22 protein-coding genes are annotated in these 24240 nt (G+C 51.2%); 17 read left to right on the forward strand and 5 right to left on the reverse strand.

What is annotated here, in order from left to right; all coding sequences use genetic code 11:
- Window positions 1-68 precede the first annotated feature (68 nt).
- Window positions 69-1133, reverse strand: coding sequence for a calcium/proton exchanger (gene cax / locus ACFSUF_RS10720; protein ID WP_377602741.1), 1065 nt, complete (start codon window positions 1131-1133; stop codon window positions 69-71).
- A 188-nt stretch (window positions 1134-1321) separates the two neighbouring features.
- Here cax and ACFSUF_RS10725 point away from each other — a divergent pair, with 188 nt between their 5' ends.
- Window positions 1322-1702, forward strand: a complete 381-nt coding sequence (locus tag ACFSUF_RS10725) for an Asp23/Gls24 family envelope stress response protein (RefSeq protein WP_377602743.1) — start codon at window positions 1322-1324, stop codon at window positions 1700-1702.
- 54 nt (window positions 1703-1756) lie between these two features.
- Here ACFSUF_RS10725 and ftsW read toward each other — a convergent pair whose 3' ends face one another.
- Window positions 1757-2944: a putative lipid II flippase FtsW gene (ftsW, locus tag ACFSUF_RS10730; protein WP_377602745.1), complete on the reverse strand. Its 1188-nt coding sequence runs from the start codon at window positions 2942-2944 to the stop codon at window positions 1757-1759.
- Window positions 2945-2961: 17 nt separating this feature from the next.
- Complete coding sequence (locus ACFSUF_RS10735) at window positions 2962-3300, reverse strand: YugN family protein (RefSeq protein ID WP_377602746.1); 339 nt, start codon at window positions 3298-3300, stop codon at window positions 2962-2964.
- Between the two features lie 226 nt (window positions 3301-3526).
- Between ACFSUF_RS10735 and ACFSUF_RS10740 the strand changes: the two genes are divergently transcribed.
- The 7 genes from ACFSUF_RS10740 to ACFSUF_RS10770 all read left to right on the forward strand — a co-directional run bounded on the left by ACFSUF_RS10740 (window position 3527) and on the right by ACFSUF_RS10770 (window position 10709).
- On the forward strand, window positions 3527-4708 hold the full coding sequence (locus tag ACFSUF_RS10740; protein WP_377602747.1) for a M20 metallopeptidase family protein: 1182 nt from the start codon (window positions 3527-3529) through the stop codon (window positions 4706-4708).
- Between the two features lie 58 nt (window positions 4709-4766).
- Entirely contained in the window at window positions 4767-5201 is a 435-nt protein-coding gene (locus tag ACFSUF_RS10745; protein WP_377602749.1) for a CBS domain-containing protein, read from the forward strand.
- 100 nt (window positions 5202-5301) lie between these two features.
- The gene (locus ACFSUF_RS10750; protein ID WP_377602750.1) at window positions 5302-6087 is read left to right on the forward strand and encodes a thermonuclease family protein; all 786 of its coding nucleotides are present in this window, start codon (window positions 5302-5304) and stop codon (window positions 6085-6087) included.
- Window positions 6088-6154: 67 nt separating this feature from the next.
- Window positions 6155-6325 carry a hypothetical protein gene (locus ACFSUF_RS10755; protein ID WP_377602751.1) on the forward strand — a complete coding sequence of 57 codons (171 nt, stop codon included), beginning with the start codon at window positions 6155-6157 and terminating at the stop codon, window positions 6323-6325.
- A 132-nt stretch (window positions 6326-6457) separates the two neighbouring features.
- A complete protein-coding gene (locus tag ACFSUF_RS10760) occupies window positions 6458-8179 on the forward strand; it encodes a DNA repair helicase XPB (protein ID WP_377602753.1) in 1722 nt (573 codons plus the stop codon).
- The gene (locus ACFSUF_RS10765) at window positions 8157-10190 is read left to right on the forward strand and encodes a helicase-associated domain-containing protein (RefSeq protein WP_377602755.1); all 2034 of its coding nucleotides are present in this window, start codon (window positions 8157-8159) and stop codon (window positions 10188-10190) included. Before ACFSUF_RS10760 ends, ACFSUF_RS10765 begins: the two co-directional genes overlap by 23 nt.
- A 72-nt stretch (window positions 10191-10262) precedes the next feature.
- Window positions 10263-10709 (forward strand): YlbF family regulator, encoded by a 447-nt coding sequence (locus tag ACFSUF_RS10770; protein ID WP_377602757.1) that lies wholly within the window; start codon window positions 10263-10265, stop codon window positions 10707-10709.
- 21 nt (window positions 10710-10730) lie between these two features.
- On the opposite strand, the gene ACFSUF_RS10775 is transcribed toward ACFSUF_RS10770, so the two are convergent.
- Entirely contained in the window at window positions 10731-11753 is a 1023-nt protein-coding gene (locus ACFSUF_RS10775) for an asparaginase (RefSeq protein ID WP_377602759.1), read from the reverse strand.
- A 54-nt stretch (window positions 11754-11807) separates the two neighbouring features.
- On the opposite strand from ACFSUF_RS10775, the gene ACFSUF_RS10780 reads away from it, so the two are divergent.
- The 6 genes from ACFSUF_RS10780 (at window position 11808) to ACFSUF_RS10805 (ending at window position 16525) form a co-directional block, all read left to right on the forward strand.
- On the forward strand, window positions 11808-12071 hold the full coding sequence (locus ACFSUF_RS10780) for a YlbG family protein (RefSeq protein ID WP_377602761.1): 264 nt from the start codon (window positions 11808-11810) through the stop codon (window positions 12069-12071).
- A 140-nt stretch (window positions 12072-12211) separates the two neighbouring features.
- Entirely contained in the window at window positions 12212-12649 is a 438-nt protein-coding gene (locus ACFSUF_RS10785) for a hypothetical protein (RefSeq protein WP_377602762.1), read from the forward strand.
- A gap of 91 nt (window positions 12650-12740) precedes the next feature.
- Entirely contained in the window at window positions 12741-13652 is a 912-nt protein-coding gene (locus tag ACFSUF_RS10790; protein ID WP_377602764.1) for a selenium metabolism-associated LysR family transcriptional regulator, read from the forward strand.
- 37 nt (window positions 13653-13689) lie between these two features.
- The gene (locus ACFSUF_RS10795) at window positions 13690-14559 is read left to right on the forward strand and encodes a PHP domain-containing protein (RefSeq protein WP_377602766.1); all 870 of its coding nucleotides are present in this window, start codon (window positions 13690-13692) and stop codon (window positions 14557-14559) included.
- Between the two features lie 17 nt (window positions 14560-14576).
- A complete protein-coding gene (gene galU / locus ACFSUF_RS10800) occupies window positions 14577-15467 on the forward strand; it encodes a UTP--glucose-1-phosphate uridylyltransferase GalU (RefSeq protein WP_377602768.1) in 891 nt (296 codons plus the stop codon).
- 83 nt (window positions 15468-15550) lie between these two features.
- Entirely contained in the window at window positions 15551-16525 is a 975-nt protein-coding gene (locus tag ACFSUF_RS10805; RefSeq protein WP_377602769.1) for a MerR family transcriptional regulator, read from the forward strand.
- A 66-nt stretch (window positions 16526-16591) separates the two neighbouring features.
- Here ACFSUF_RS10805 and ACFSUF_RS10810 read toward each other — a convergent pair whose 3' ends face one another.
- The gene (locus tag ACFSUF_RS10810; RefSeq protein ID WP_377602771.1) at window positions 16592-18319 is read right to left on the reverse strand and encodes an Rqc2 family fibronectin-binding protein; all 1728 of its coding nucleotides are present in this window, start codon (window positions 18317-18319) and stop codon (window positions 16592-16594) included.
- A gap of 157 nt (window positions 18320-18476) precedes the next feature.
- Between ACFSUF_RS10810 and ACFSUF_RS10815 the strand changes: the two genes are divergently transcribed.
- The 3 genes from ACFSUF_RS10815 to ACFSUF_RS10825 all read left to right on the forward strand — a co-directional run bounded on the left by ACFSUF_RS10815 (window position 18477) and on the right by ACFSUF_RS10825 (window position 24224).
- The gene (locus ACFSUF_RS10815) at window positions 18477-21266 is read left to right on the forward strand and encodes a calcium-translocating P-type ATPase, SERCA-type (protein ID WP_377602772.1); all 2790 of its coding nucleotides are present in this window, start codon (window positions 18477-18479) and stop codon (window positions 21264-21266) included.
- A 119-nt stretch (window positions 21267-21385) separates the two neighbouring features.
- Window positions 21386-22216, forward strand: a complete 831-nt coding sequence (gene dapF / locus ACFSUF_RS10820) for a diaminopimelate epimerase (protein WP_377602773.1) — start codon at window positions 21386-21388, stop codon at window positions 22214-22216.
- 118 nt (window positions 22217-22334) lie between these two features.
- Window positions 22335-24224, forward strand: coding sequence for a bifunctional homocysteine S-methyltransferase/methylenetetrahydrofolate reductase (locus tag ACFSUF_RS10825; protein WP_377602774.1), 1890 nt, complete (start codon window positions 22335-22337; stop codon window positions 24222-24224).
- Window positions 24225-24240: the final 16 nt, after the last annotated feature.

The raw sequence follows: 24240 nt of genomic DNA on the forward strand, positions 1-24240 counted from the left end.
GGGGGGTCTTTGTTTAAATTTATGAAAAGGATAATTTTTGACCTTATGTAAGCTAGCTTTTTTATTGATTAAATTAGATAAAAAGCTACACCTAAAATAACGTACACAATAAGCAACAGGGCGCCCTCGAACCAGTTGGTTGAGCCGTCCTGGGAGATCGATTTGGCAATAAATACGGCTACAGCAATCGCTACAAGCTCTACAGGCATAAATACAAGATCCATTGTATTTCCTGTAAATGAGCTGACAAACACAAGCACAGGGCCGACAAAGAGGGCAATCTGAAGGGAGCTGCCGATGGCAATTTCTACGGCTGCGCCAATTTTATTCTTCATGGCGAGCATAACGGCGGCACTGTGTTCGGCGGCATTGCCGACAATCGCTACAAGGAACGCCCCGACAAACAATTCGGAGAGTCCGAATTGATGGGAGAAGCTTTCCAGTGTTCCGACCATCCACTCCGAGATGAAAGCAACCATAACAGTCGCTATGACAAGAAAGAGCACTGACAATTTAGCGGACCAAGCAGGTTGTTCTCCGTGGTCAGGCTGCGTTTCCACATGATCGGCCAGTTCTTTTTTGTGCGTAACCATCGAGAACAGAAGCCATAATAAATAAGCGGCAATAAGCAAAGCTGAAACAATAAGGCTCAGCGTGTTCATCCTGTGAGTCCCTTCACCAAAACTGGTCAGGAACATGGCGGGAATAAACAGCGAAATTACACCGAGTATCATCAGTGACGCGTTGTGCGAAGCTAATAAACTGTTGAATTTCTGCTCCTTGAATTTCAGTCCGCCCATAAGCACGCTTAGTCCAAGAACCAGCAGCAGATTTCCGATAATGGAACCGGTCAAACTAGCCTTAACCATATCGAATAAGCCTTCTTTGACCAGGAAAATCGCAATAATCAGCTCAGCCGCATTGCCGAATGTTGCGTTCAGAAAGCCGCCGATCCGGTCACCGGCATAGTGTGCCACACTTTCCGTCGCTTTACCGAGAAAGCCTGCTGCAAACAGAATGGCGAGCGCTGCAAGAACGAATTGCAATGTGGAGTTCATTGTTAAAAAGTGGGCAATTGCACTCAGCGCAAAGGTTGCAATCAGCCCTGGGAAAAACAGTTTCTTTAACGACAATACATTCACCTCATCCAACAGGGTGCCTTACACCCGATAGTCTATTCTAATATAAACATATTGGGGATTTGTGTAACCGCCGGGGAACAAAAATAAACCGGATTATGCTCTTAGACGGGCATATTGATTTGGCCCCGTTTTCAGATTACAATGGGAATTAGAGGGTACACGTAGAGGAGTGATGAAGGATGTCAGAGGTCAATGAAACAGGTTTGGTCCGGATTTCCGATGATGTTGTAGCAACCATTGCAGGATTGGCTGCTCTCGAAACTCCAGGTGTTGCCGCCATGTCGGGAGGAATTTCCGAAGGTTTGGCCAAGCGCCTTAGCGGAAAGAACGCACAACGCGGAGTTACCGTGGAAGTCGGGCAGCTGGAAGCGGCGATCGATCTGAGAGTGATTGTCCACTATGGCTCCAGAATCCAAGAAGTTTGCAGAGATCTTCAAGAAAATGTAAAAGAAGCTGTAGAGAATATGACCGGTCTGCTAGTAGTAGAAGTCAATGTGAAAGTCGAAGGTGTGGCTTTTAAAGAGGACGAGACCGTGGAAGACACCAATCGGGTGAAATAACAGGAAATGGAAGAAGCTGCCGGTATCGGCAGCTTTTTCTTTGTTTGCTTGTAATTAAGATGATGTGATTCTGCGGTTGCCCTCTGACCGGGCAGCTGCAGGAGGGGCAACGGCATCGCGTGAGACGCTTAGCACTATTCCCATACTGAACATTGTAATGAGCAGTGAGGAGCCGCCGTATGAGATGAACGGAAGAGTTACACCTGTAATCGGCATGGTGCCGGTAACGCCTCCAATGTTTACGATGGCCTGAATGCCGATCAGGCTCATGATACCCACACCGATCAGGCTTCCATATACATCCGGGCAGCGGAGGGAAATGATGATTCCTCTCCAAATAAAAATAAGATAAAGGAAAAGAAAGATTGCAGATCCCATAAAGCCGAACTCTTCACCGATCGTAGCGAAGATAAAGTCATTATGCGGCTCTGGAAGGTAATGCAGTTTCTGGATGCCGTGACCGAAGCCGGCTCCAAAAAAGCCCCCATGCCCGAATGCCCTGAGTGCATTGACAAGCTGGTATCCGTCTTCCAGCTGATAAGCTAAAGGGTCGAGGAAAGACGTTAACCTTTGAAAGCGGTAATTGTCAACCAGTGCAGACGGATCGGTAAGATAGATGATTGCAAGCACTAAAGTAACGAACCCCGTGATCAAACCTATGATAATCAGGAGATGCTTTAAATTGGCTCCGCCGGCCAATACCATGACGCCTGCGGCAGCAAGCAGGATCAGGCAGGAGCCCAAATCAGGCTGCAGCATAATCAGAAAAGCGATCAGGCCGACGATCACCAAGATAGGAAACAATCCCCGTTTAAATTCGCGAATCTTTTCTTTCTTCTTGGCAATTAGTGCACCGAGATATAGAATGATAGCGACTTTCGCCAACTCGGAAGGCTGTATGCCCAAGGAACCGATACCGAACCAACTGCGGGCGCCGTTTCTTACCTCGCCGATGGATGGAATCGCAACCAGCACAAGTAACAACACAGAAAGAAGAAACATCGGAAAAAACAGAACTTTAAAGCGGCTGTATGGAATATTCATAACAAACAGCATGACCACGGTGCCCAAGCCGATCCACATAGCCTGCCGTTTCGTATAGTACAGGGCGTCATGGAGTTTAGGGTGAGTTAACGCGATGGCCGAGCTGGCGCTGAAAACCATGACCAAGCCGAAGCCGACAAGCAGCAAGGTCAGGATCAGCAGCAGAAAGTCCGGCGTACCTTTCCGGCGCTGTTGCATGGGAAGGTTCCGGCCTGTTAGGCCAAGGCAGCTTTTAGCTCTGCCAGTTTACCTTCAGCAGCTGCAAGCACCTTTGGCGGAACCGGGGATTCATATTCCATGCCGTGCGGGAAGGTGGCTCTTCCAAGATAAACCGCTTCGATCTTTAAAATCGCGTCCGCGCTTTCCAGCTTCCCTTCAATTGCACGGGTGTTGATTCTGCAGAAGTATTCGTTCGTGTTGTCGACAATTTTTAGATCGTATGTAGCACGGTAGTATTCCCACTGCCAGCGGACAAAACCGAGGCTTGCCGCAGATTCGTCAAGATGGGCCAGATCGCTTGTCAAGCCGTTAAGGCCAGAGTTTTCAATAATCATGTTTTAGTTCCTCCCTGAGTAGATACATAATCAAGTACGGCGATAATAACGAACGTTTGGACATTCTCTTCCATGATAGTATGTTTCCTTACCTTGTGCAAGCATCAGAACACTCGGGACAAGCCTGCAGGACGGAAAATGTTCGGCTGTGAAAGCAAAGGCAGTTCTGATAAAATGAAAGGAATTCATTACAAGACACACGGGGGAATCAGGGAGGGAGTTTTGCATGAAGTACAGGGACATGCTCAAGGCTGGATTTACCGAAGCGGTTCAGTGGCGAAGACATCTCCATCGCCATCCGGAATTATCATACCAGGAAACGAAGACGGCGAATTTCGTTGCGGAAAAGCTGCGTTCCTGGGGGCTGGAAGTAACAGTCCAAATAGGCGGCGGCGGCGTAACCGGCTTGCTCAAAGGAGCTTTGCCGGGCCCGACGATAGCGCTTCGTGCCGATATGGATGCCCTGCCGATACAGGATGCCAAGTCATGCGACTATGCCTCCACAGTGCCCGGCGTAATGCATGCCTGCGGCCATGACGCACATACCTCGGCACTCCTGCTTGCAGCTAAAGTGCTTAGCGGAAATAGAGAGCATTTGGAAGGCAGCATCAAATTTATGTTTCAGCATGCAGAGGAACAAACGCCTGGCGGAGCTGCCGCCATGATAGAAGACGGTGTGCTTGATGACGTTGATGCCGTCTACGGGGTACATCTCTGGACGCCGCTGCCTGCGGGCCACGTTTACTGTACGCCGGGGCCAATGATGGCTGCGGCTGACGAGTTCACCATAACCATTAAGGGAAAAGGAGGCCACGGTGGACTTCCTCATCAAACGGTGGACGCAGTCATGGTAAGCTCACAGCTTGTTGTTAACCTTCAGACGATTGTCAGCAGAGGGTTGAACCCGTTGAAACCGGCGGTTGTGACTGTAGGCTCCTTTCACGGGGGAACAACGTTCAACATTATCGCCGAAACGTGCACATTGAAAGGTACAGTCAGGACATTCGACGAATCCACCAGGATCGAGGCGAAAGAACGTTTGGAGTTTTTGGTCCATCACACGTGCACAAGTTTTGGCGCCTCATCGGATGTGAAGTATGTTCTCGGGTACCCTCCGGTTGTGAACGATCCCAACGAAGCGTCCAGATTCAGAAGAGTGGCGGATCTGCTGTTTGGGGAAGCGTATGTGCAAGAGATGGAATGGCTGATGGCCGGTGAAGATTTTGCCTATTATCTGCAAAAAGTACCGGGGTGTTTCATGATTGTAGGAGCTGGAGATGCGGAGAACGGAATAACGGCTCCTCACCATCATCCTCAATTCGATATCGCGGAGACGTCCATACTGCAAGCTGCGGAACTTCTTACCGGCATGGCTCTGGACGGATTGAAAACAATTGGTAAAGCTTGACGGTGAATGTCTTCGTTGAATTCGGGTGAACCTATGCTCGAAAAGGAGGCTCACTATAATGGCCAAAACACTAAAAGAAGTAATGTCAACCGACATCGTAACAGTAACTTTGCAAGATAACATCTTTGAAATTGCTTTAAAAATGAAACAGCATGATATCGGGTTTATTCCGGTCCTTGAAGGACGCAGGCTGATTGGCGTAGTGACGGACAGGGATTTGGTAATCCGCGGCTATGCAGATAAACATTCCGGCTCCACAGCCGTGGAACATGTCATCAGCAAAGATGTCAGGACCGTCAGCCCGGAGATGACTGTGGATGAAGCGGCTAAAATCATGGCAAATGAGAAAATCCGCAGGCTGCCTGTAGTTGAAAATGGCGAGCTGGTTGGAGTCGTTGCAATAGGTGATTTGGCAGTCCGCACCAAATTCGAGGACGAAGCGGGCGAGGCGCTCAGCCAAATTTCCGAGAAAGACAAGTCTTACTCCAAATAAACATTTTTATTTGCATGCCTGCTTCTCCGAGTTCCGGGAGGGCAGGTTTTTTTACGTGAAAGAAGGTATAATGGGGAAGGATTTGACGGGGGGAGAAACGATGAAAAGATACATAGCGGCAGGACTATTGGCGCTGTTATTGTTGATTACCGGGTGCAGTACGACGGCAGGGAATAAGAATAATAATCAAGAAATCGCTGATATCATAAGCCGTTATCCGAATTTAGAGGGTCACCGATACACGCTGGAGACGGTAAAGAGAATGGTGGACGGGGATACGCTAGAAACCGGCAGCGGAAATAAAGTAAGGCTGATCGGCGTAAATACGCCGGAGACAGTAAAGCCGAACTCGCCTGTGGAATTTTTCGCCAAGGAAGCAAGCGAGTATAGCAAAACCAGGCTGACCGGCAGGAAGGTGTATCTGTTTCAGGATACCGGAAACACGGACCGCTACGGCCGTTGGCTGAGGTATGTGTTCATCGCAGGCGAATCGGAAATGTTCAATGAGGAACTGCTTCGTAAAGGTTATGCGAATACAATGACAGTTCCTCCTAATGTGATGTATGCCAAACGGTTTGTGAAACTGGAAAGGGAGGCCAGGGAAGCCGGTACCGGGCTTTGGGGAACGTCAGGGCAAGAAAGCGGTGATAATACCGGTGCATCAAGCAGCCGGCCGGAACGAACAACGGAGCCGTCATCGGCCAACACAGAATCCGAAGTATCGGTTCGATGCAATGGCCCTGTTGTAAAAGGCAACATCAACTCTAAAGGGCAAAAAATATATCATGTGTCCGGGGGACGGTATTACGAGCAAACAAAAGCGGAGGAAACGTTCTGCAGCGAGAAAGAAGCCGCGGCGGCAGGCTATAGAAAATCCAGGTCTTAGTAATAGGATAAAGTATAACAGCGCATCCTAAAGCGGAAATTTGGTGAAGGAAGGAGCGATGTGGCCGATGTTGGATAATCAAGAGATTTGCAGCGCTTGCGGCATGGAGCTGCATCAGCAACCGGAAGGATTCCGTGACGTATGTGCTGCATGCCTCGACGGAGATGCTTCAGCCTTACAGGAAAATCCGCTTGCCTATTTGCAGGAATGCGGCCTGCACGAATCCTATGTTTGGTAATATTTTGCAAAAGAAAGGCGGTTCTCCCCTCAGGAGAAGCCGCTTTTTCTTTTGCTTTCCCGAACAGGTTTATTTTGTGGAGCATGCCTTCATACTAACATCATATGCTTACTGACAGACTGGAGGTTAACCATGCATCATTACAGGCCGGAGCTCCCGCTTATTATTCAAAGTGATTTTACGATACTGTTGGAAACAGGCAATCCGCGCGCCGAAGAAGCCGCCGCAGGGCTGGGCAGGTTTGCCGATTTAATCAAAACGCCGGAACATATCCACACTTACCGTATTTCTTCCCTTTCCTTATGGAATGCGGCTGCAGCAGGGATAACCAAAGAAGAGGTTCTTACTTTTTTGCAGCAATTCAGTAAATTTGAAGTCCCTGTACAGGTGAAAAATGATATTATCCGGTTTATCGGCCGCTTTGGGCTGTTGCGACTGGAATCGGACGGAATAAAGCTTAGGCTCAAGTCGGATGATCGGGGAGTGTTGCAGGAGATCGGGTCCCATCCTTCGCTTAAAGGTTATGTCGGCGTTTCTTCGGAAGGCGCACTGGAAGTGTCGCCGGTTCATCGGGGGTTAATCAAGCAGGAACTGATCCGAATCGGTTATCCTGTGCTGGATCTGGCTGGTTACCATGACGGGGAAGGTTTGGATTTTACGCTTCGTGCTGAGGATGCGGCAGGGAAGCCCTTTTGCCTTCGTGACTATCAGCAGGAGGCGGTGGACGCCTTCTATGTGGAAAACAACAGGATCATGAGCGGCAGTGGTGTTCTGGTCCTGCCTTGCGGAGCCGGGAAGACGGTGATTGGCATCGCTGCCATGGCAAAGCTGCATTGCGCGACTTTAATCCTGACCAGCAATGTAACATCGGTCCGGCAGTGGAAAGAAGAAATCCTTCAAAAAACCGATATGAAAGAGGAGCAGATCGGAGAATACAGCGGTGACAGGAAGGAAGTGCGTCCCGTTACAATCGCTACCTATCAGATTCTCACGCACCGCAAAGGCAAGGACGAGGAGTTTCTGCATATGAAGCTGTTTAACGAAAGAGACTGGGGCTTGATTGTTTATGATGAGGTACATCTGCTTCCTGCGCCTGTGTTCCGCGTTACGGCCGATATTCAGGCGACCCGGCGGTTAGGGTTGACGGCTACATTGATCAGGGAGGACGGGCGTGAAGAGGACGTATTCTCGCTGGTCGGCCCCAAGCGCTACGATATGCCTTGGAAGGAGCTTGAGCATAAAGGGTGGATTGCCAAAGTTTACTGCAGTGAAGTCAGGGTTCCGCTCAACGAGGCGGTCAGGCAGCAGTATGCTGCAGCGGATGCTAAGCAAAAGCACCGTATCGCCGGGGAGAATCCATTGAAACTGGATATCGTCGCTTATTTGCTGCAATTACATAAAGGGAGACAGATCTTAATTATCGGCCAGTACCTGGATCAGCTGAACATGGTTGCGTCTGCGCTCGGCATTCCCTTAATCAGCGGCGAAATGCCCCATTCAGACCGGGATGAACTTTATGCGCGTTTCAAAAGTGGAGAGCTTCCTGTTCTCGTCGTTTCAAAAGTAGCTAATTTTGCCGTGGACTTGCCGGATGCCAGCGTCGCGATTCAAATCTCGGGAAGCTTCGGCTCCAGGCAGGAAGAAGCCCAGCGTCTTGGACGGGTGCTCCGGCCTAAAAGCGGTGAGAATACAGCCTATTTCTACACATTAGTGTCAAAAGATACGAAAGAACAGGAGTTTGCGTTAAACCGGCAGTTATTTTTGGTGGAAAAAGGGTACCGCTATGCCATAACAGAGGCAGCAGCTTTCATAGGAACGGAGGATGAAAAGCATGGACAGCGCGCAGCTAATTAACCGCCTTCCGGCGGAGCTGAAAAACCATTTGGCTGCAGTAACGGGGGCAGGGGAATCAAGTGATGGGTCACGATTAGCGGAAACACTGTCGGACCAGGAATGGATTTACAAGTCTTACCGCAGCTTGTCGGATCGGGAGCGTTCAGCTCTGGCTTTTATTATGCTTGCTGCCGGTTCGGCCCCTTTTGAATGGCAGCTTCTGGAGCAAAAACTGAAAACCGTTGCGGCTGCAGGTAGGGAGCGCAATGTGCCGCTCTCCCCGGCTGCGTTGAAAACAGCTTTGATTCAATTCAGGCGAAAAGGGTTACTTTTTACTTTTCGGAAAACATGGGGAGAGCATGTGTATACCTTTTCTTCGGATACGTTTTCCCTTTGGCTGCATGCTGCCTTGCCTGATATGGTTCCCGCTCATAAAAGCGGCGTGCCGGATACGGAGGTCCTCATCATTCGTGAAGCCGGCCGGGGGTTAGCGCAAGAAGTGTTCCAGCTATTAACGTTTACCGCGAATCATGGGCTGCCGTTAACACAGAAAGGGACGATCCATAAAAGGCTGCTTCAAAAGGCGGAGGAACAGATCCGTATCGATCCGCATATCGTCAGCGGCCTGTCCTTCCAATACGCGCATCAGGATGCATATCCGCCTCACTTTGCTGTTGTTCTGGATAGAGCGCTTAGATTAGGTCTCTTGGTACATGAACAGGATCGCATTGCCTTAGTGCCGGACAGAATAGCTGCTTGGGTGAAACGGGCAGTACCGCACTTACAAGCTTCCCTTTATAGGGGGTTTGCAGATGTATATCGTCCTGCGGAAGTTTGGAAACAGCTTGCCGGTGCTGCTTTGGAAAGGCTGACCGCGGGGGAGTGGTATGCGGTCAGGCCTATTATCAAAGCGCTTGATCGGCTCGGGGTATTGGATCAGGATTCGATAGGACGTGCGGAAGAGGAATGGGCAGCCGGCTGGCTGAAACCTCTTGCGGAACTAGGCTGGGCGGATCTGGGCGAGCATCCGGATCAAGGTTTGATGTTCCGCTGGTCTTTTCAGGTCCTGAGGGAAGCAGCAATACAGGATGCGGATGCAATGCCGGAACTTATACAAACGGCTCAAATTTTTGTCCAGCCGGATTTTGAAGTCATCGTTCCGCCGACGGTATCCTTTGCCGTACGCTGGGAATTGGAATGTTTCTGCGATCCGGCTAAATTCGATCAGGTCATGGTGTACCGGTTGTCGCGGGAAAGTGTGTTCCGCGGATTGGAACATGGCCGAACCCTCACTGAGTTGATAAGCAGCCTGGAAAAATGGGCCAAGTATGGAATCCCCGGCAATATTTCATCCGCTCTAAACGAGTGGGGTCAGCAGTACGGGCGCGTCAGCTTCGCTGATGTGGTTCTTCTGCGCTGCCGGGATGAACAGACGGCGGCGGAACTGGCAGTCCATCCAGGAGCGAAAGCGTACCTTATTTCGTCTATAGGAAAGCAGGACTATATCGTCCAAAAGGACAAGTTGGGAGAACTGTATGCAATACTGGACAAGGCAGGATATCATCCGCGGAAGCGGGTGGATGCTCCTGTTTCGGGGGAGCAGATTCCGGGATATCCAAGGCTGGATGATAGCATTGAGGAATCTGCAGAAGCCCCCAATGCTGCCGCGGACCTGAGGCCGCGAGGGATTGTATATGGCAAAACTTCCGTTCCTTATTACGAAATGGAACCCGGATTGCCAAGCCTGGATGAGATCTATCCTTCCCTGGAGGAGGTTCCTTCCTTATGGCTCAACGGGCTTCGCGGGTACCACTCATCCACCAAACGGGAGATGCTGGATAAGGCGCTGGAACTGCAAGCTTATGTGAAGCTGAGCGATGGCCAAAAGACATTTGATTTTGTTCCGGATGCTGTAAGGGATGAACGGGGAGGCTGGTCGGCGGAAGGGTTGGCAGACGGCGTACGGTCCAGGCTTACCCCGGATCTAATCAAAGAAATGCAGCTCATTCTGCCCGGCATTAACGAAAATTAATAGGGTGCATTCGCCTGTTTCGTGGTATAGTTAAAGAGATTTAAGTTTTTCAAAGAATAGGAATGATGTGCCATGAGTATAATGGAACAACGGACGATAGACATGTCCTCTTTGTTAATGGAAGCCTATCAAATAGGCGACCTGATAAATGCTTCACAGGAAGTAAGAGCATACCTGCAGTGGAAACAGGCCGTTGACCGGAGCCCCGCAGTACGGGAACAGGTCAAGGCCTTTGAGAAGAAGAAAGAGCTGTTTGAAGAATGTCAGCGCTTCGGCCGATTTCATCCCGAATATCACAGGGCTATGGAAGAGATGAAGGAAGCTCAGCTCGAGCTGGATGCGATTGAGGAAGTGCGCGAGTTCAAGCTGGCGGAGAAAGCGCTGGACGATCTACTTCATGAAGTGTCGACGACGATCGCTCACGCGGTTTCCGCATCGGTGAAGGTGCCAAGCAACGACCCGCTGCCTAAAGGCGGAGGTTGCAGCACCGGAGGCGGCTGCAGCGGCAATTGCGGCTAAGCGCCGCCAGCCGCGCGGGAATTACCCTCGCGGCTCCAGCCGGAACGCAGGTGTGATGTATCCCACCTGCGTTCCGGCCCAGTTGCGCAGTTCAGGCCGGCGGAACGCGGCCAGCTGCGCAAGCTCCGAAGCGGTAAGCAAGCCCAGCTGGCTTACCGCTTCGAGCACTGCCGGGTAGAGGGCGCGCTCCGCGCCGTCCTCTACCTTCAGCGCCAGGCCCCAGCCGCGGTCCGGCACGGACAGCGCGAACACGCCTTCGGCGCCGAACTTGCCGAGGATCCGGCCTTGCGACACCTCGATTAATCGAGTGTCGAAGCGGTCCGTTCCGGCAAGGTAGAACGGGTGACGCGCAACAGCAGCGGTCACCCGGCGGCAGGCTGCCGCGCGTTCGTCCGGCAGGCCGTCCGGGCGGCCCAGGCGGGCATACGCCTGCGCAAGCCGGCGAAGCGGCATGCCGAATACCGGCACGCCGCAGCCGTCCGTGCCGAGGACGACGCCGGATGGCGCCAGACCGGCCATATCGGCAACTGCGCCCAGCATAGCCTGCTGGACGGGGTGGTCAGGCGACATGTAGTGTTCCGTTGCTTCACCTAGATGATGCGACCAAGCGAGCATCCCCGAATGTTTACCCGAGCAGTTATTATGAACCCGGCCGGGCTTCCCGCCGCGCTCCCTTATCAGGGAAGCGGCGTCCCGGTTCAGCGGAAAATGAGGGCCGCATTGAAGTTCATCTTCAGCGGCTCCGATTTTGCGTAAGATAGAATGAACGGTATCTACATGCTCGGCTTCTCCGCTATGGGAAGCGCTTAATAAGGAAATTTCCCGCTCGTTCAGGCCGTAACGGTCAACAGCTCCTGATTCTATTACGGGAAGTGCTTGCAGGAGTTTGGCGGCAGATCTGGCGAACGTTATATAATCCGGATCACCTAATTGATAAAGAACGTTTCCTTCCGTGTCGGTAACTGCTATAAAACCGCGGTGTACGGACTCTGTCAGCGGGCCCCGCGAAACATGAATCATCGGTTCAGAACAATTTAGTTGCATAGTCCGGTTCTCCTTAACCATATCTATAATAATAAGCAAAGTGAGGCTTCTGCCATGTTCAAAGAAAGAGCAGGTTTAATCGTATGGATCAGCGATCTCAAAGCGGCTAAGTCGCTGGAGCGGTACGGCAGTATCCACTATATTTCGAAGAAGATGTCTTATGTAGCGATGTATGTGAATGCCGCAGGATTAGAGGATACAACAAAAGCGATCCAAAAGCTATCGTTTGTCAAAAAAATCGAACGTTCCTACAGAACGGAAATCAAAACAGAATATAACAGTAATGTTCCTGATAAAACAGCTTTCTACTCCTACTAGGCCGGGGATCATGACCCAAAAAGTTACAATTTTGTAACACCTTAAAAATTTCAATTGGAAATTCTGCCAATGTGAAGTACAATTAACAGTGTTAATTGTAATAGGTTTCAAGGCCCAGTAGCAGGAAAGGGGTAGCAGGAATGAAAGACAAGATCATGGGTCGGTGGAGCACATACGAACCTTTTTATGTGATGCTAGGCGATAAGAAGGTAGCGGATATCGTGATTACGAATCATGCCAGATCCAGGTGGGTCGACCGTGTGGAAACCGAGAAAACCGGATATGAGGACATTTGTGACTTTCTTTGGGAAAAGCTGAAGAAAGACTGCGTTCAGCCCTATTATAGAAAAGAGCAGGATGTTTATCTCATAGAGGATGACCTGGTCATGGTCGCGGAATTTTCGGTTTTGGAGAATGAAGTAGACCTGCTCGGGAACCCGCTCCATAAGATGATCATTGTCACATTCCTGGGACGTATGTCGGAGACGATCGAGCTTAGGGACTTAAAATCTTATTACTCGTGGCTGCGGCATTCCCGCCGGATGACACTCATTAAGAACAGCCGCAAACGCAAATAATATCGGAAGAGCATGTAGGTACAATGGTCTACATGCTTTTTTATTTTTTTGGAAAATTTTATATTACTGATTGTCAGGAGGTATCGTTTACGTGGCTTTGAATTTCCACCAGCTTCATATCTTTTACACAGTTGCCGAAAAAGGGAGCTTCTCTGCCGCGGCTGCCGCACTGCATATGACGCAGCCGGCGGTGACGATGCAGGTCCAATCGCTTGAAGAGTATTTTGGAACCAAGCTGTTCCACCGTTCAACGAAGCGGATCGAGTTGTCAGAAGCAGGCCGTGAATTAATTCCCTACGCACTAAACAGTATCAATCTGATGAAAGATACCGAAGTAGCCATGTCCAAGTTTACGCACATGCTGCAAGGGAGGCTGCAGCTTGGCGCCAGTCTGACTTTCGGAGAATATATTCTTCCGCGTCTGCTAGGACCCTTCGGTAAGGAGTATCCCAACATTTCCATCCAGATGAAGGTGATTAATACAACGCAAATACTGGAGGAGATATTGAAGCATCAGCTCAATTTCGGGCTCGTGGAAGCTGCGGTGCAGCATCCTGACATACATATAGAACCAGTGTTGAATGATGAACTGAAATTAATAGTACCCGCAGGCCATCCTCTCACGGAACAGGGGATAATAAAGGCAGAGCAAATGCTGGAGTACCCTTTTGTCCTTAGAGAACAGGGTTCCGGCACCCGCCAGGTTATGCATGAAGCGCTGCAGCAGGCAGGAATCGATGCCGGAGCGATGAAAATCGTGATGGAACTTGGAAGTACAGGTGCAGTCAAATCCGCTGTCGAGGCAGGGCTTGGAATAACGATTCTGTCCCAATCGTCGGTTAAGCATGAACTGGCCTTGGGGATACTGCGCGTTGTGGAAATAGAAGATGTTCAATTTATGCGGAAATTCTATTCCATTTACCTGAAATCCACCCTGCTTCCTATTTCTGCGGTTACCTTCCTAACTTTTTTGCGCGAACGGGATTTGAGTCAATGGCTCTAAGTTTGGTAACCTGAAGAAAACAAAAGGAGGACTTATTGTGAGTGACCGATCAGTCCAGGACAAGCAGGGCTATGCCGATCTTCATACGCATACTTCCGCGTCGGACGGAACGAACCCTCCCGCAGTCAACGTGCGATTGGCATGGGAAGCGGGCCTTGCCGCAGTGGCGGTTACAGATCATGACACCGTTGCCGGACTGCCGGAGGCGATTGCCGAGGGGGAGCGCCTGGGCATTACAGTTGTACCCGGTGTGGAAATCAGCACGGTTGCAGGCGGCCAGGATATCCATGTGCTGGGTTATTATATGGATTTCCATAACCCGCTGTTCGTCGAAAGACTTGGCGAATTACGCCGGACCAGGGATATTAGAAACGAGATGATGGTGGCTAGGCTGAATGAACTGGGTATGAATATTACAATGGAAGAAATTTTGAGTAATGTAAACAAAGAAGACCCGGACGAAACGGTCGGCAGGCCCCATATTGCCGATCTTCTTGTTAAGAAAGGGTATGCAGCCACCATGCAGGAAGCGTTCGACCGGTATCTGGGAAAGAACGGTGCCGCTTATGTCAATCCGCCTCGTATCACACCCGCAGATGCTGTCCGATGGATTCATGAGGCCGGCGGATGTGCGGTATTGGCCCATCCGGGCCTATATCAGATGGACGAGCTTGTGGAAGAAATGGTTCAGGGAGGATTTGATGGGATCGAGGTATATCACTCAGACCATAGGCCCGAAGACTCCGCTAAATACCGTATGCTCGCAGAGCGTTACGATCTGATTCAAACCGGAGGATCCGACTATCACGGGGAGCGCAACGGGGTCGTATTTCATGCCGCTCTTGGATCAAGCAAAGTGACAATTGAGGCGGTAACGCAGCTTCAAAACACAAGAAAGCACAGCTAAAAGGGAGAGAGAAACCAGTGAAAATCCGCAAAGCAATTATTCCGGCTGCAGGACTTGGAACCCGATTCCTGCCGGCCACAAAGGCACAGCCTAAAGAAATGCTGCCTATCGTGGACAAGCCCGCGATTCAATACATAGTGGAAGAAGCCATTGCATCCGGAATTGAAGCTATTATTATCGTTACGGGAAAGAATAAGCGTGCCATTGAGGATCATTTTGACCGATCCTTCGAACTGGAATATATGCTCGAAGAGAAAGGCAATACCGAAATGCTGGAGATCGTTCGCGGCATTTCGAGTATGGTCGACATTCATTACATCCGGCAAAAGGAACAGCTTGGTTTAGGACATGCCGTACTGTGTGCCAAAAGCTTTATTGGCGACGAGCCTTTTGCCGTACTGCTGGGTGATGACATTATCCATTCGGAGAAGCCCTGCCTGCGCCAAATGCTGGACATTTACGATGAAAACCACGCTTCCGTGATTGCTGTTCAGGAAGTGCCGGAGGAAGAGGTACACAGGTATGGCGTAGTGTCACCTGAGAAACAGCTGTCGGGACAAGGCCAGCATGCTTATATCCGCGATCTTGTAGAGAAGCCGGAACAAGGAACAGCACCGTCCAACTATGCCGTCATAGGAAGATATATTATTGAGCCGGAAATTTTCGGCATACTGGAGAACCAGCAGCCGGGGAGGGGCGGAGAAATTCAGCTGACTGACGCGCTGCGCACGCTGAACCGCACAAAGCCAATGCTGGCATACAGCTTTGAAGGCAAGCGCTATGATACGGGCAATAAATTCGGATATATCGAGGCTACCATTGAACTTGCACTGCAGCGCCCTGAATTGTCTGATCAGCTTAAAGCCTATTTGCTGAAACTTACACAGGAGTGGAAAACCGGAGTATAAGCTTTAGCCGATATGTAAACATCATTGTATAACGTTTGTAAATGGTTTATAATGTTACCATACACCTGTAACGGAGATGGATAATGATGAACCAACAACGATTATATACAATAAAAGAAGTGTCTTTGCGTTCAGGTTTGTCTACACAATTGATCCGTAAATGGGAAGAGCGTTATCAGGCTGTTACCCCGGAACGTTTTCCGAACGGTTATAGAGGTTATACAAGCGAGCATATTGACACGCTGGCCTGGCTGAAGAGACGGGTGGATGAAGGAGTCCCGATCAATCTTGCGGTCAAAGAACGGCAGATGATCGGGACTTTGCCGGCCTCGTCGCCGGCGGAGGGATTGTTGCAAGCATCCTCTGACCGAAACCCATCTTCCCATTCCGTTTCCGAGCCTCGAGGAGAAGTCAGGGAATATCAGAAAACGCTGATCCGCCATTTGATCAATTTGGATGCAGACTCTTCGCAGCGCTGGTTCGATCAACTGCTGGCACTCCATTCCATGGACTTTGTGCTTCAGCAGATCATCCAGCCGGTACTTGTGGAAATCGGCGAACTTTGGGAACGAAATGAGATCTCCGAGTATCAGGAGCATTTCGGAAGCCATTTTCTTCGGGAAAGGCTTCTGGCGATGAAGAACATGTACCAGGCAATGCCGGACAGCCCTTTGATCGTGACGGCTTGCGGGCCGCGGGAACGCCACGAATTAGGGATATTGTTCTTCGGATTTTATGCGCTTCAACTCGGTTTCCAGATCGTGTACCTCGGTGCGTCGCCGGCTGAGAAAGGGATTATGGACTGTCTCGAGCAGCTTAAACCGGCCGCTTTTACATTCAGCTACTCCACCAATGTCCTCTTTGCGGAAACGATACCGTTTCTGAAGGAGCTGGACAAGCGTATTGTTGAGCTCGGTCTGGCAACCAAGGTGTTTCTTGGAGGCAGAATCTTTGAAAAAGACGAGCTGCTGGAGGGTACCAAGCGGGTTCATATGATTTCGGGCCAAGGAAAGGAAACCGTGCTTAAGGTAAAGCAGCTGTTAGATACTAATGGATAAGCCGCAAACTTGCAGTCCCTTAAATAAGCAAGCAGAACAGCCGCCCTGTTATAGGACGGCTGTTTCTCATTTCACTACAAACGGGAGTTTCTTGATCCGATCTTCATCTGCAGTAATATACAATGTCTTGTTATGATCGAAAATAACAAATCCGGGCTTGGCGCCGTTCGGTTTGCGGACATGCCGGATCAACGTATAGTCGACAGGCACTTGGCTGGATTCTCTGGCCTGACTGTAATAAGCGGCTAGCATCCCCGCTTCTTCCAGCGTAGGGTCGCCAAAGCTTGGGCTCTTAATCACGACATGAGACCCCGGAATATCTTTCGTGTGCAGCCAGGTGTCTGATGGCGATGCTAACCGGTTTGTCAAATACTCGTTTTGTGTGTTGTTTTTGCCTACATAAATAGGAATGCCTTCGCTGGAAGTGTAGCAAAGCAGCTGGGGCTTATCGGATTTCTTCTTTTTCTTGCCTTTTTTGGCACGGTCCCGGATGTAACCCTGCTCTGTAAGTTCCTCGCGGATTTCGTCGATGTCGCTTAACGATGCATTGCTTAACTGCTGTAATAGGGAATCGATATACACGTTCTCTTTGTGGGTGTTTTCGATTTGTTCCCCTACGATCATCAGGCTGTTTTTGCTTTTGTTATATTTTTTAAAATAACGCTGAGCGTTCTCCGAAGGGGTGAGCTGCGGATCCAGTTGAATTTTGATCAAAGCCTGATCCTCGTCATAATAATTCACCACTTCAATATCCTTATCGCCGCGTTTAAGAAGATGCAGAGAAGCTGTCAATAGCTCTCCCGTAATCCGGAATTTATCGGCATCCTTGGCTTCCTCTACCGTTTCATGCAGTTTTTCAAGCTTTTTCTCATTTTTGCTTTTCTCGTTTTGCAGAAAACGGATCAGGTCGGATACCCGCTGTTTTACCGTATCCCGTTCCGCTTTGTCCCCGTAATAGGCTTCAAGGCATTCGCTTAGCGATTCAAACAACACCGCGGAGCCTTCCGCATGCCTCAATTCCAACACGGAAAAAACGGCTTTGCCCGTGGCTTCGTTCTCTACGATATTGTAAACATAGTTATGCGCCCGCATATCCTCCATCGTTTGAAGAAACGCTTCCGCCAAGCCCTCCGCTGTATGAGTTCCGCTGCGGAACACGATTTCCCGGGCGGCCAGAGGGGACAGACCGCTGAAATGCTGGACGATCCCTTGTTCCGGTTTTAAATCAAAGCCCTCTTGTGCCAAAATCCCTTTTACCTCTGCCTCGCCGGCCGTTAACGGGTTCAGCTTGCCTTGTTCCGGCGGCCCTACATAAGTACTGCCCGGCATGACAATACGGTAACTGCTGATAGCGGGCGTAACGTGATGAATCCCGTCCAAAATCTGTCCGGTCCCGGGATCCAGCAAAATCAGATTCGAGTGGCGTCCCATAAGTTCGATGACCAACGTTTTGACACTGAGGTCTCCCAACTCGTCCCTCTGCCGAACTTGAATCCGGATAATCCTTTCATTATCCACCTGTTCCACAGCCTCGATAATGCCGCTTTCGCAATGCTTGCGGAGAAGCATACAGAACATCGGGGCGTCCATCGGATTGGTATACGAACCTGTGGTGAAATGAACTCTCGGGTAGGTAGGATTTGCAGATAAAAGCAGCTTCCGGTTCGCGCCTTGGGCTCTGATCTGCAGAATGATATCGTGGGGGTTCGGTTGATGTATTTTGTTAATGCGGCTGCCGACACACATTTGCAATTCATGTACGACCGCACGCACGACTAGTCCGTCTAATGCCATTGCTGCCACTCCTCTTCCATGTAGACTTTCTCTATCATGCCATACTTTGATCAAAAACTTAAGTACAGGCTGGGATATTTCGCGGCTTGTCTGAATAAAGTTAGCTAAAGGGACATGTCTGCCATGCAAAAGGCAAGTGACGAGGAGGTTGCGAGGGATGGATCACATGAAAGAGTATCAGATGAGCGCAAATGAGGTACTGAACGCTCAAAAAACGCATCCGGTAGACGGGTTGACCAAAGATGAAACGGAAAAGAGGCAGGAGGTCCACGGTTTCAACGAATTATCGGAAGGCGAGAGGGTTTCTCCCATTACGCTGTTTTTGAATCAGTTCAAGGATTTTATGGTTCTCGTACTGATGGGGGCTACCCTGATTTCCGGTTTGCTGGGAGAATACCTCGATGCGATTACGATCATTGCTATCATTGTCATTAACGGGGTATTAGGATTTATTCAGGAGTTTCGGGCAGAACGATCGCTCAGGGCTTTGAAAGAACTGTCCGCCTATACGGCAAAAGTAGTGCGTGACGGGTCCGTGGAACAAATACCGGCTTATACGCTCGTACCTGGAGATATTGTGCTGTTGGAGAGCGGAGACCGTGTACCGGCGGATGTAAGGTTTTTAGAAACAAATTCCCTGTATATTGAAGAGTCCGCTTTGACCGGAGAGTCCGTCCCCGTTAACAAGCATAGCGAAGCGCTCGCAAGTCCGGGGGAAGTTCCTTTGGGAGACCAGAAAAACTGCGGTTTCATGGGAACGATGGTGACCCGGGGCACAGCAAGGGCCGTCGTAGTCCGGACAGGTATGGCAACGGAAATGGGCAAAATCGCCGACCTGATTCAAAATACGGATACGATGGAAACGCCTCTGCAGCACCGGTTGGAACAACTGGGGAAAATTCTGATTATAGTAGCTTTAGGCTTAACTGTTATGGTCGTGGTCGCGGGAATTATGCACGGACAGCCCGTATACGGTATGTTCCTTGCCGGCGTGTCGCTGGCGGTAGCGGCAATTCCGGAGGGCCTGCCTGCCATTGTTACGATCGCTCTCGCCCTGGGTGTGCAGCGCATGATCAAGCGCAAGGCTATTGTGCGAAAGCTGCCTTCGGTGGAAACGCTGGGGTGCGCTTCCGTCATCTGTTCCGACAAAACCGGTACGCTCACCCAAAACAAGATGACAGTCACCCATCTTTGGATGGACGGCGAGTTGTCGGAAGTAACCGGGGAAGGCTACGAGCCGCAAGGCCATGTTATGAAAAACGGCAAAAAAGCCGACGTTCAGCATGACCAGACGCTTCGCCGGCTGCTGCAGATTGCAGTGCTGTGCAATAATGCGGTTTTAACGGAAACGGCGGCGGAAGAAAAGAAGAAAAAGCGTTCCAAGGACTCGCAGCCGGAAACAGCCTGGGAGATTAAAGGGGATCCGACAGAAGGGGCGCTTGTTGTACTAGGGGCGAAGCAGGGGATTACAGCAGACTCTTTGCAAGGGTTATACAAAAGGGTAGCCGAGTTTCCGTTCGATTCCGAGCGCAAACGGATGTCCGTACTGGTGGAGCATCAAGGCGGGCGTCTAGTCTATACAAAAGGCGCACCCGATGTGCTGCTTGGACAATGCAGTTATGCCCTGTGGGATGGCAAGGTCGTACCTTTTACGCCTACCTTGAAAAATAAAGTGCTCGCAGCAAACGAAGAGATGGCGCGTTCCGCTTTAAGGGTGCTGGGTCTTGCTTTCCGGGAGCTGAAAACGTATGACCGTTCCCAATCGGAAGAGGATGTGGAAGCAGGACTGATTTTCGTCGGACTTGCAGGGATGATCGATCCGCCGCGCAGGGAAGTGCGGGATGCTATCGCCACCTGCCGACGTGCCGGCATCAAAACCGTCATGATTACGGGAGACCATCAGACGACGGCGGAAGCCATTGCCGGACAGCTGGGCATGCTTCCTCGAGGCGGGCTGACGCTGAACGGCCAACAGTTGTCGGCGATGTCCGACGATCAGCTGGATAAAAGAGTGGATGATATTTATGTGTACGCCCGCGTTTCTCCTGAACATAAGCTGCGTATTGTAAAGGCGCTGCAGCGGAAAGGGCATGTTGTGGCGATGACAGGCGACGGCGTGAACGACGCACCTGCCATCAAAGCGGCCGATATCGGGATCGCCATGGGTATTACAGGAACGGATGTATCCAAGGAAGCTTCTTCGCTGGTTCTGAATGACGATAACTTCGCGACGATCGTAGCTGCGATTGAAGAGGGAAGAGGCATCTACGAAAATATCCGTAAATTTATCCGTTATCTGCTTGCTTCCAATGTCGGGGAAATCCTAACTATGTTTATAGCTATGATGGTCGGACTGCCGCTGCCGTTAATTCCGATCCAAATCCTTTGGGTAAACCTGGTGACGGACGGCTTGCCTGCGATGGCTCTTGGCGTCGATCAGGCAGAGAAGGACTTGATGCAGCATAAGCCGCGTTCGGCGAAAGAGAATATTTTTGCGCGCAGGCTCGGCTGGAAAATCATCAGCCGCGGCGCTTTGATCGGCGTGTGTACGCTTGCTGCATTCTGGCTCGTGCTTCGGGAGAACCCGGACGACAAGGCACAGCTGGTGCTCGCCCAGACCGTTGCTTTCGCCACCCTGGTTATGGCCCAGCTGATCCATGTATTCGACTGCCGCAGTTCACGCTCCATTTTCCACCGGAATCCATTCCAGAATAAATTGCTTGTGCTGTCGGTCATTTCATCCGTTCTGCTTCTTCTGGGTGTGGTGTACATCGAACAGCTGCAGCCGATTTTCAAAACGGTGCCGCTTCACTTGAAAGAATGGATTATCGTATTCATCTTTGCGGGCATTCCAACGTTCCTGATGGGATTGGGCAGCGTGATGAGCACTTCTAAGAAGAAGAAGGATAAATCCATGAACATGAACGCGAAACCGATGTTCCGGTAGATTACGCCGGTGTGTTAAAAAGTACAAAGATTCATCGGGTTGATCCCTACTCATACAGCTTCTTTTGCGGTAAAATATTGGCTAGCCGGTATTTTGATTGCAAAGGGAGCTGTTTTATTATGGAATTTACTAAGATGAACGGGCTGGGGAACGACTTTATCGTCTTATATGGAGAGAAGGAACTGCCTGCCAATGCGCCGGAGCTGGCGATTGAGCTGTGCAACCGTTTCTTCGGTATCGGAGCGGACGGGCTGGTCTACATTTTGCCGTCGGGTAAAGCCGATTTTATGATGCGCATCATTAACTCTGACGGTTCCGAAGCGGAGCAGTGCGGGAACGCGATCCGCTGCGTGGCGAAATACGTCTATGACCATAAACTGATTGAGAAAGCCGAAATCACGATCGAAACGATCGGCGCCGGAGCACAGCAGGTACAGCTGAATGTCCAGGACGGCAAAGTGGCGACCGTCCGCGTGAACATGGGCCAGCCGATTCTCAAAGGGACGCAGGTTCCAACTACGGTCGATCAGGATCAGGTTGTCGATTATCCGATTGAGGTAAACGGGCATGAGTTCCGCTTCACAGCGGTTTCGATGGGGAATCCGCACTGTGTTATTTATGTAGACGACGCGGTAAACTTTGACCTTGCGGAATGGGGACCGAAGCTCGAGACACATCCGATGTTCCCGCGCAAGATTAACGTTGAATTCGTAACCGTCAACAGCCGGGACCAGGCTGATATGCGCGTATGGGAACGCGGCGCCGGGCCTACACTGGCTTGCGGAACCGGAGCTTGCGCAACGCTGGTTTCATCCGTACTGAACGGAAAGACAGACCGCAGCGCAACGATTTCCCTTAAAGGCGGCGACCTGTATATCGAGTGGAACGAGCAGGACAATCATGTGTACATGACGGGACCTGCTGCGGAAGTATTTAAGGGCAGTTTGTAAGAGGATGGTAAAGGGGGGGCCGGGGGCTCCCCTTTTTTGCTGAAACCTTATTTTTCTCTTATGTTCTCTAGCGTTTTATGATAAAGTAGAGGTTACTATTTTGATAGGTGGGATTGGGATGAAACCGGATTTGCGGGAGGCTTTGGCCCGTACCATACTGATCGGCGACGGAGCGATGGGAACCTATTTGTATCAGCTGGGGTTTCCCGTCGGTATTTCCTATGAGGAATTAAACTTAACGAGACCTGATGTGATTCGTGATGTGCACCGGCGTTACTATGACGCAGGAGCTAGAATCATAGAAACAAATACGTACTCCGCCAACAGGGACAAGCTCTCGAAATTCGGTTTGGAGAACGAAGTGGAGGCCATTAACCGGGCAGGGGTCGAAATCGCCCGGCAGGCGGCCGGTGAAGATGCCTATATTGTAGGCGCTGTCGGTTCCATTCGCGGCGGGCGGCGCAATAACGTCAGAACGGCTCTTGTCGAGCGTGATTTACGGGAGCAGATCGGAGCGCTGCTGGATGCCGGCGTGGACGGGATTCTGCTGGAGACGTTCTTCGATCTGGAAGAGATGCTGTTGGCTTTGAGCATCGTGAAGGAGATCGGAGGGAACGCGGCGGTCATCTGCCAGTTCGCGACGGAAGATGTAGGGCGGACGCTGGACGGCCACACGATGGAGCAGGCGTTCGAGGCCTGCCGGGACCAGGGAGCCGACGTCGTCGGCTTCAACTGCCGCAGCGGCCCGAACGGGATTTTGCGCGCGCTGGAGCGCGTGGGCGGATCGGTGTCCGCTCCGTTCTCGGTATACCCGAATGCGGGGATACCGGATTATGTGGACGGCAAGTACACCTACATGGCCACGCCCGAGTACTTCGCGGACAGCGCGCTGAAGTTTGCTGACGCAGGCGCCCGCCTCATCGGCGGCTGTTGCGGCACCACGCCGGAGCACATCCGCGCTATAGCGGATGCGCTCACCGGCTATGCGCCGGGCATGGCGCGGGACCGCGCGCATGCGGCGCCCGCCGCTGCCGCCGCGACGGCAGCGGCCCAGCCCGCAGCTCCGGCCCCGCAGGGCGAGCCGGCGCCGAACATCCTCGATCTCGTGCGGCAGCGCCACACGGTCATCGTCGAACTTGACCCGCCGCGCGACCTGGACATCGCGCGCTTCATGCAAGGCGCTGCGGCGCTCAAGGAGGCCGGCGCGGATGCGCTGACGATGGCGGATAACTCGCTCGCCGTCACGCGCATGAGCAATCTTGCACTCGGCGCGCTCGTGCAGCAGCAGACGGGCCTGCGGCCCTTGATCCATATTGCGTGCCGTGACCGCAATCTGATCGGAACGCAGTCCCATATGATGGGACTGCATGCGCTGGGCATCGATCACGTGCTCGCCGTCACGGGAGACCCGGCCAGCTTTGGCGATCTTCCGGGATCCAGCAATGTGTATGACGTGAAATCGTTTGAGGTCATCCGCATGATCAAGCAGCTGAACGAAGGGATTGCTTTCTCCGGCAAAGAATTGAAACAGAAGGCGAACTTCGTTGTCGGGGCGGCGTTTAATCCGAACGTCAAGCATTTGGATAAAGCGGTTCAGCGTTTGGAACGCAAGGTTCAAGCGGGAGCGGACTACATCATGACACAGCCTGTATATGATCCCGGACTTATAGAACGGATTTATGAGTCGACCAAGCACCTGGACATCCCGATCTTCATCGGCGTGATGCCGCTAGCCAGCGGACGCAATGCCGAATTCCTTCATAATGAAGTGCCGGGGATCCAGCTGTCTGACGAAATCCGTGCCCGGATGCACGGGCTGGAGGGCGAAGAAGGCCGCAGGATGGGCACCCTGATTGCCAAAGAACTGCTGGATGCGGCCATGAAGCATTTTAACGGCATATACTTGATGACGCCGTTCCTGTTTTACGGTATGACGGCGGAGCTTACGCAGTATGTCTGGGAGAAAACGGGACACCCGCATTCACACTTGTACCCACTTTCAAAATGAATTAGAATAGGGTAAT

Source organism: Paenibacillus gansuensis (assembly GCF_042684925.1).
GTDB lineage: Bacteria > Bacillota > Bacilli > Paenibacillales > DY6 > Paenibacillus_N > Paenibacillus_N gansuensis.

Excerpts from the sequence above, each read along its gene's own strand:
- ACFSUF_RS10780 (WP_377602761.1), top strand. The coding sequence starts at position 11,808 with ATGTTCAAAGAAAGAGCAGGTTTAATCGTATGGATCAGCGATCTCAAA.
- dapF (WP_377602773.1), top strand. The coding sequence starts at position 21,386 with ATGGAATTTACTAAGATGAACGGGCTGGGGAACGACTTTATCGTCTTA.
- ACFSUF_RS10770 (WP_377602757.1), top strand. The coding sequence starts at position 10,263 with ATGAGTATAATGGAACAACGGACGATAGACATGTCCTCTTTGTTAATG.
- ACFSUF_RS10810 (WP_377602771.1), bottom strand. The coding sequence starts at position 18,319 with ATGGCATTAGACGGACTAGTCGTGCGTGCGGTCGTACATGAATTGCAA.
- ACFSUF_RS10765 (WP_377602755.1), top strand. The coding sequence starts at position 8,157 with ATGGACAGCGCGCAGCTAATTAACCGCCTTCCGGCGGAGCTGAAAAAC.
- ACFSUF_RS10785 (WP_377602762.1), top strand. The coding sequence starts at position 12,212 with ATGAAAGACAAGATCATGGGTCGGTGGAGCACATACGAACCTTTTTAT.
- ACFSUF_RS10775 (WP_377602759.1), bottom strand. The coding sequence starts at position 11,753 with ATGCAACTAAATTGTTCTGAACCGATGATTCATGTTTCGCGGGGCCCG.
- ACFSUF_RS10755 (WP_377602751.1), top strand. The coding sequence starts at position 6,155 with ATGTTGGATAATCAAGAGATTTGCAGCGCTTGCGGCATGGAGCTGCAT.
- ACFSUF_RS10760 (WP_377602753.1), top strand. The coding sequence starts at position 6,458 with ATGCATCATTACAGGCCGGAGCTCCCGCTTATTATTCAAAGTGATTTT.
- ACFSUF_RS10750 (WP_377602750.1), top strand. The coding sequence starts at position 5,302 with ATGAAAAGATACATAGCGGCAGGACTATTGGCGCTGTTATTGTTGATT.
- ACFSUF_RS10815 (WP_377602772.1), top strand. The coding sequence starts at position 18,477 with ATGGATCACATGAAAGAGTATCAGATGAGCGCAAATGAGGTACTGAAC.
- ACFSUF_RS10735 (WP_377602746.1), bottom strand. The coding sequence starts at position 3,300 with ATGATTATTGAAAACTCTGGCCTTAACGGCTTGACAAGCGATCTGGCC.
- ACFSUF_RS10725 (WP_377602743.1), top strand. The coding sequence starts at position 1,322 with ATGTCAGAGGTCAATGAAACAGGTTTGGTCCGGATTTCCGATGATGTT.
- ACFSUF_RS10805 (WP_377602769.1), top strand. The coding sequence starts at position 15,551 with ATGATGAACCAACAACGATTATATACAATAAAAGAAGTGTCTTTGCGT.
- ftsW (WP_377602745.1), bottom strand. The coding sequence starts at position 2,944 with ATGCAACAGCGCCGGAAAGGTACGCCGGACTTTCTGCTGCTGATCCTG.
- ACFSUF_RS10825 (WP_377602774.1), top strand. The coding sequence starts at position 22,335 with ATGAAACCGGATTTGCGGGAGGCTTTGGCCCGTACCATACTGATCGGC.
- ACFSUF_RS10740 (WP_377602747.1), top strand. The coding sequence starts at position 3,527 with ATGAAGTACAGGGACATGCTCAAGGCTGGATTTACCGAAGCGGTTCAG.
- ACFSUF_RS10745 (WP_377602749.1), top strand. The coding sequence starts at position 4,767 with ATGGCCAAAACACTAAAAGAAGTAATGTCAACCGACATCGTAACAGTA.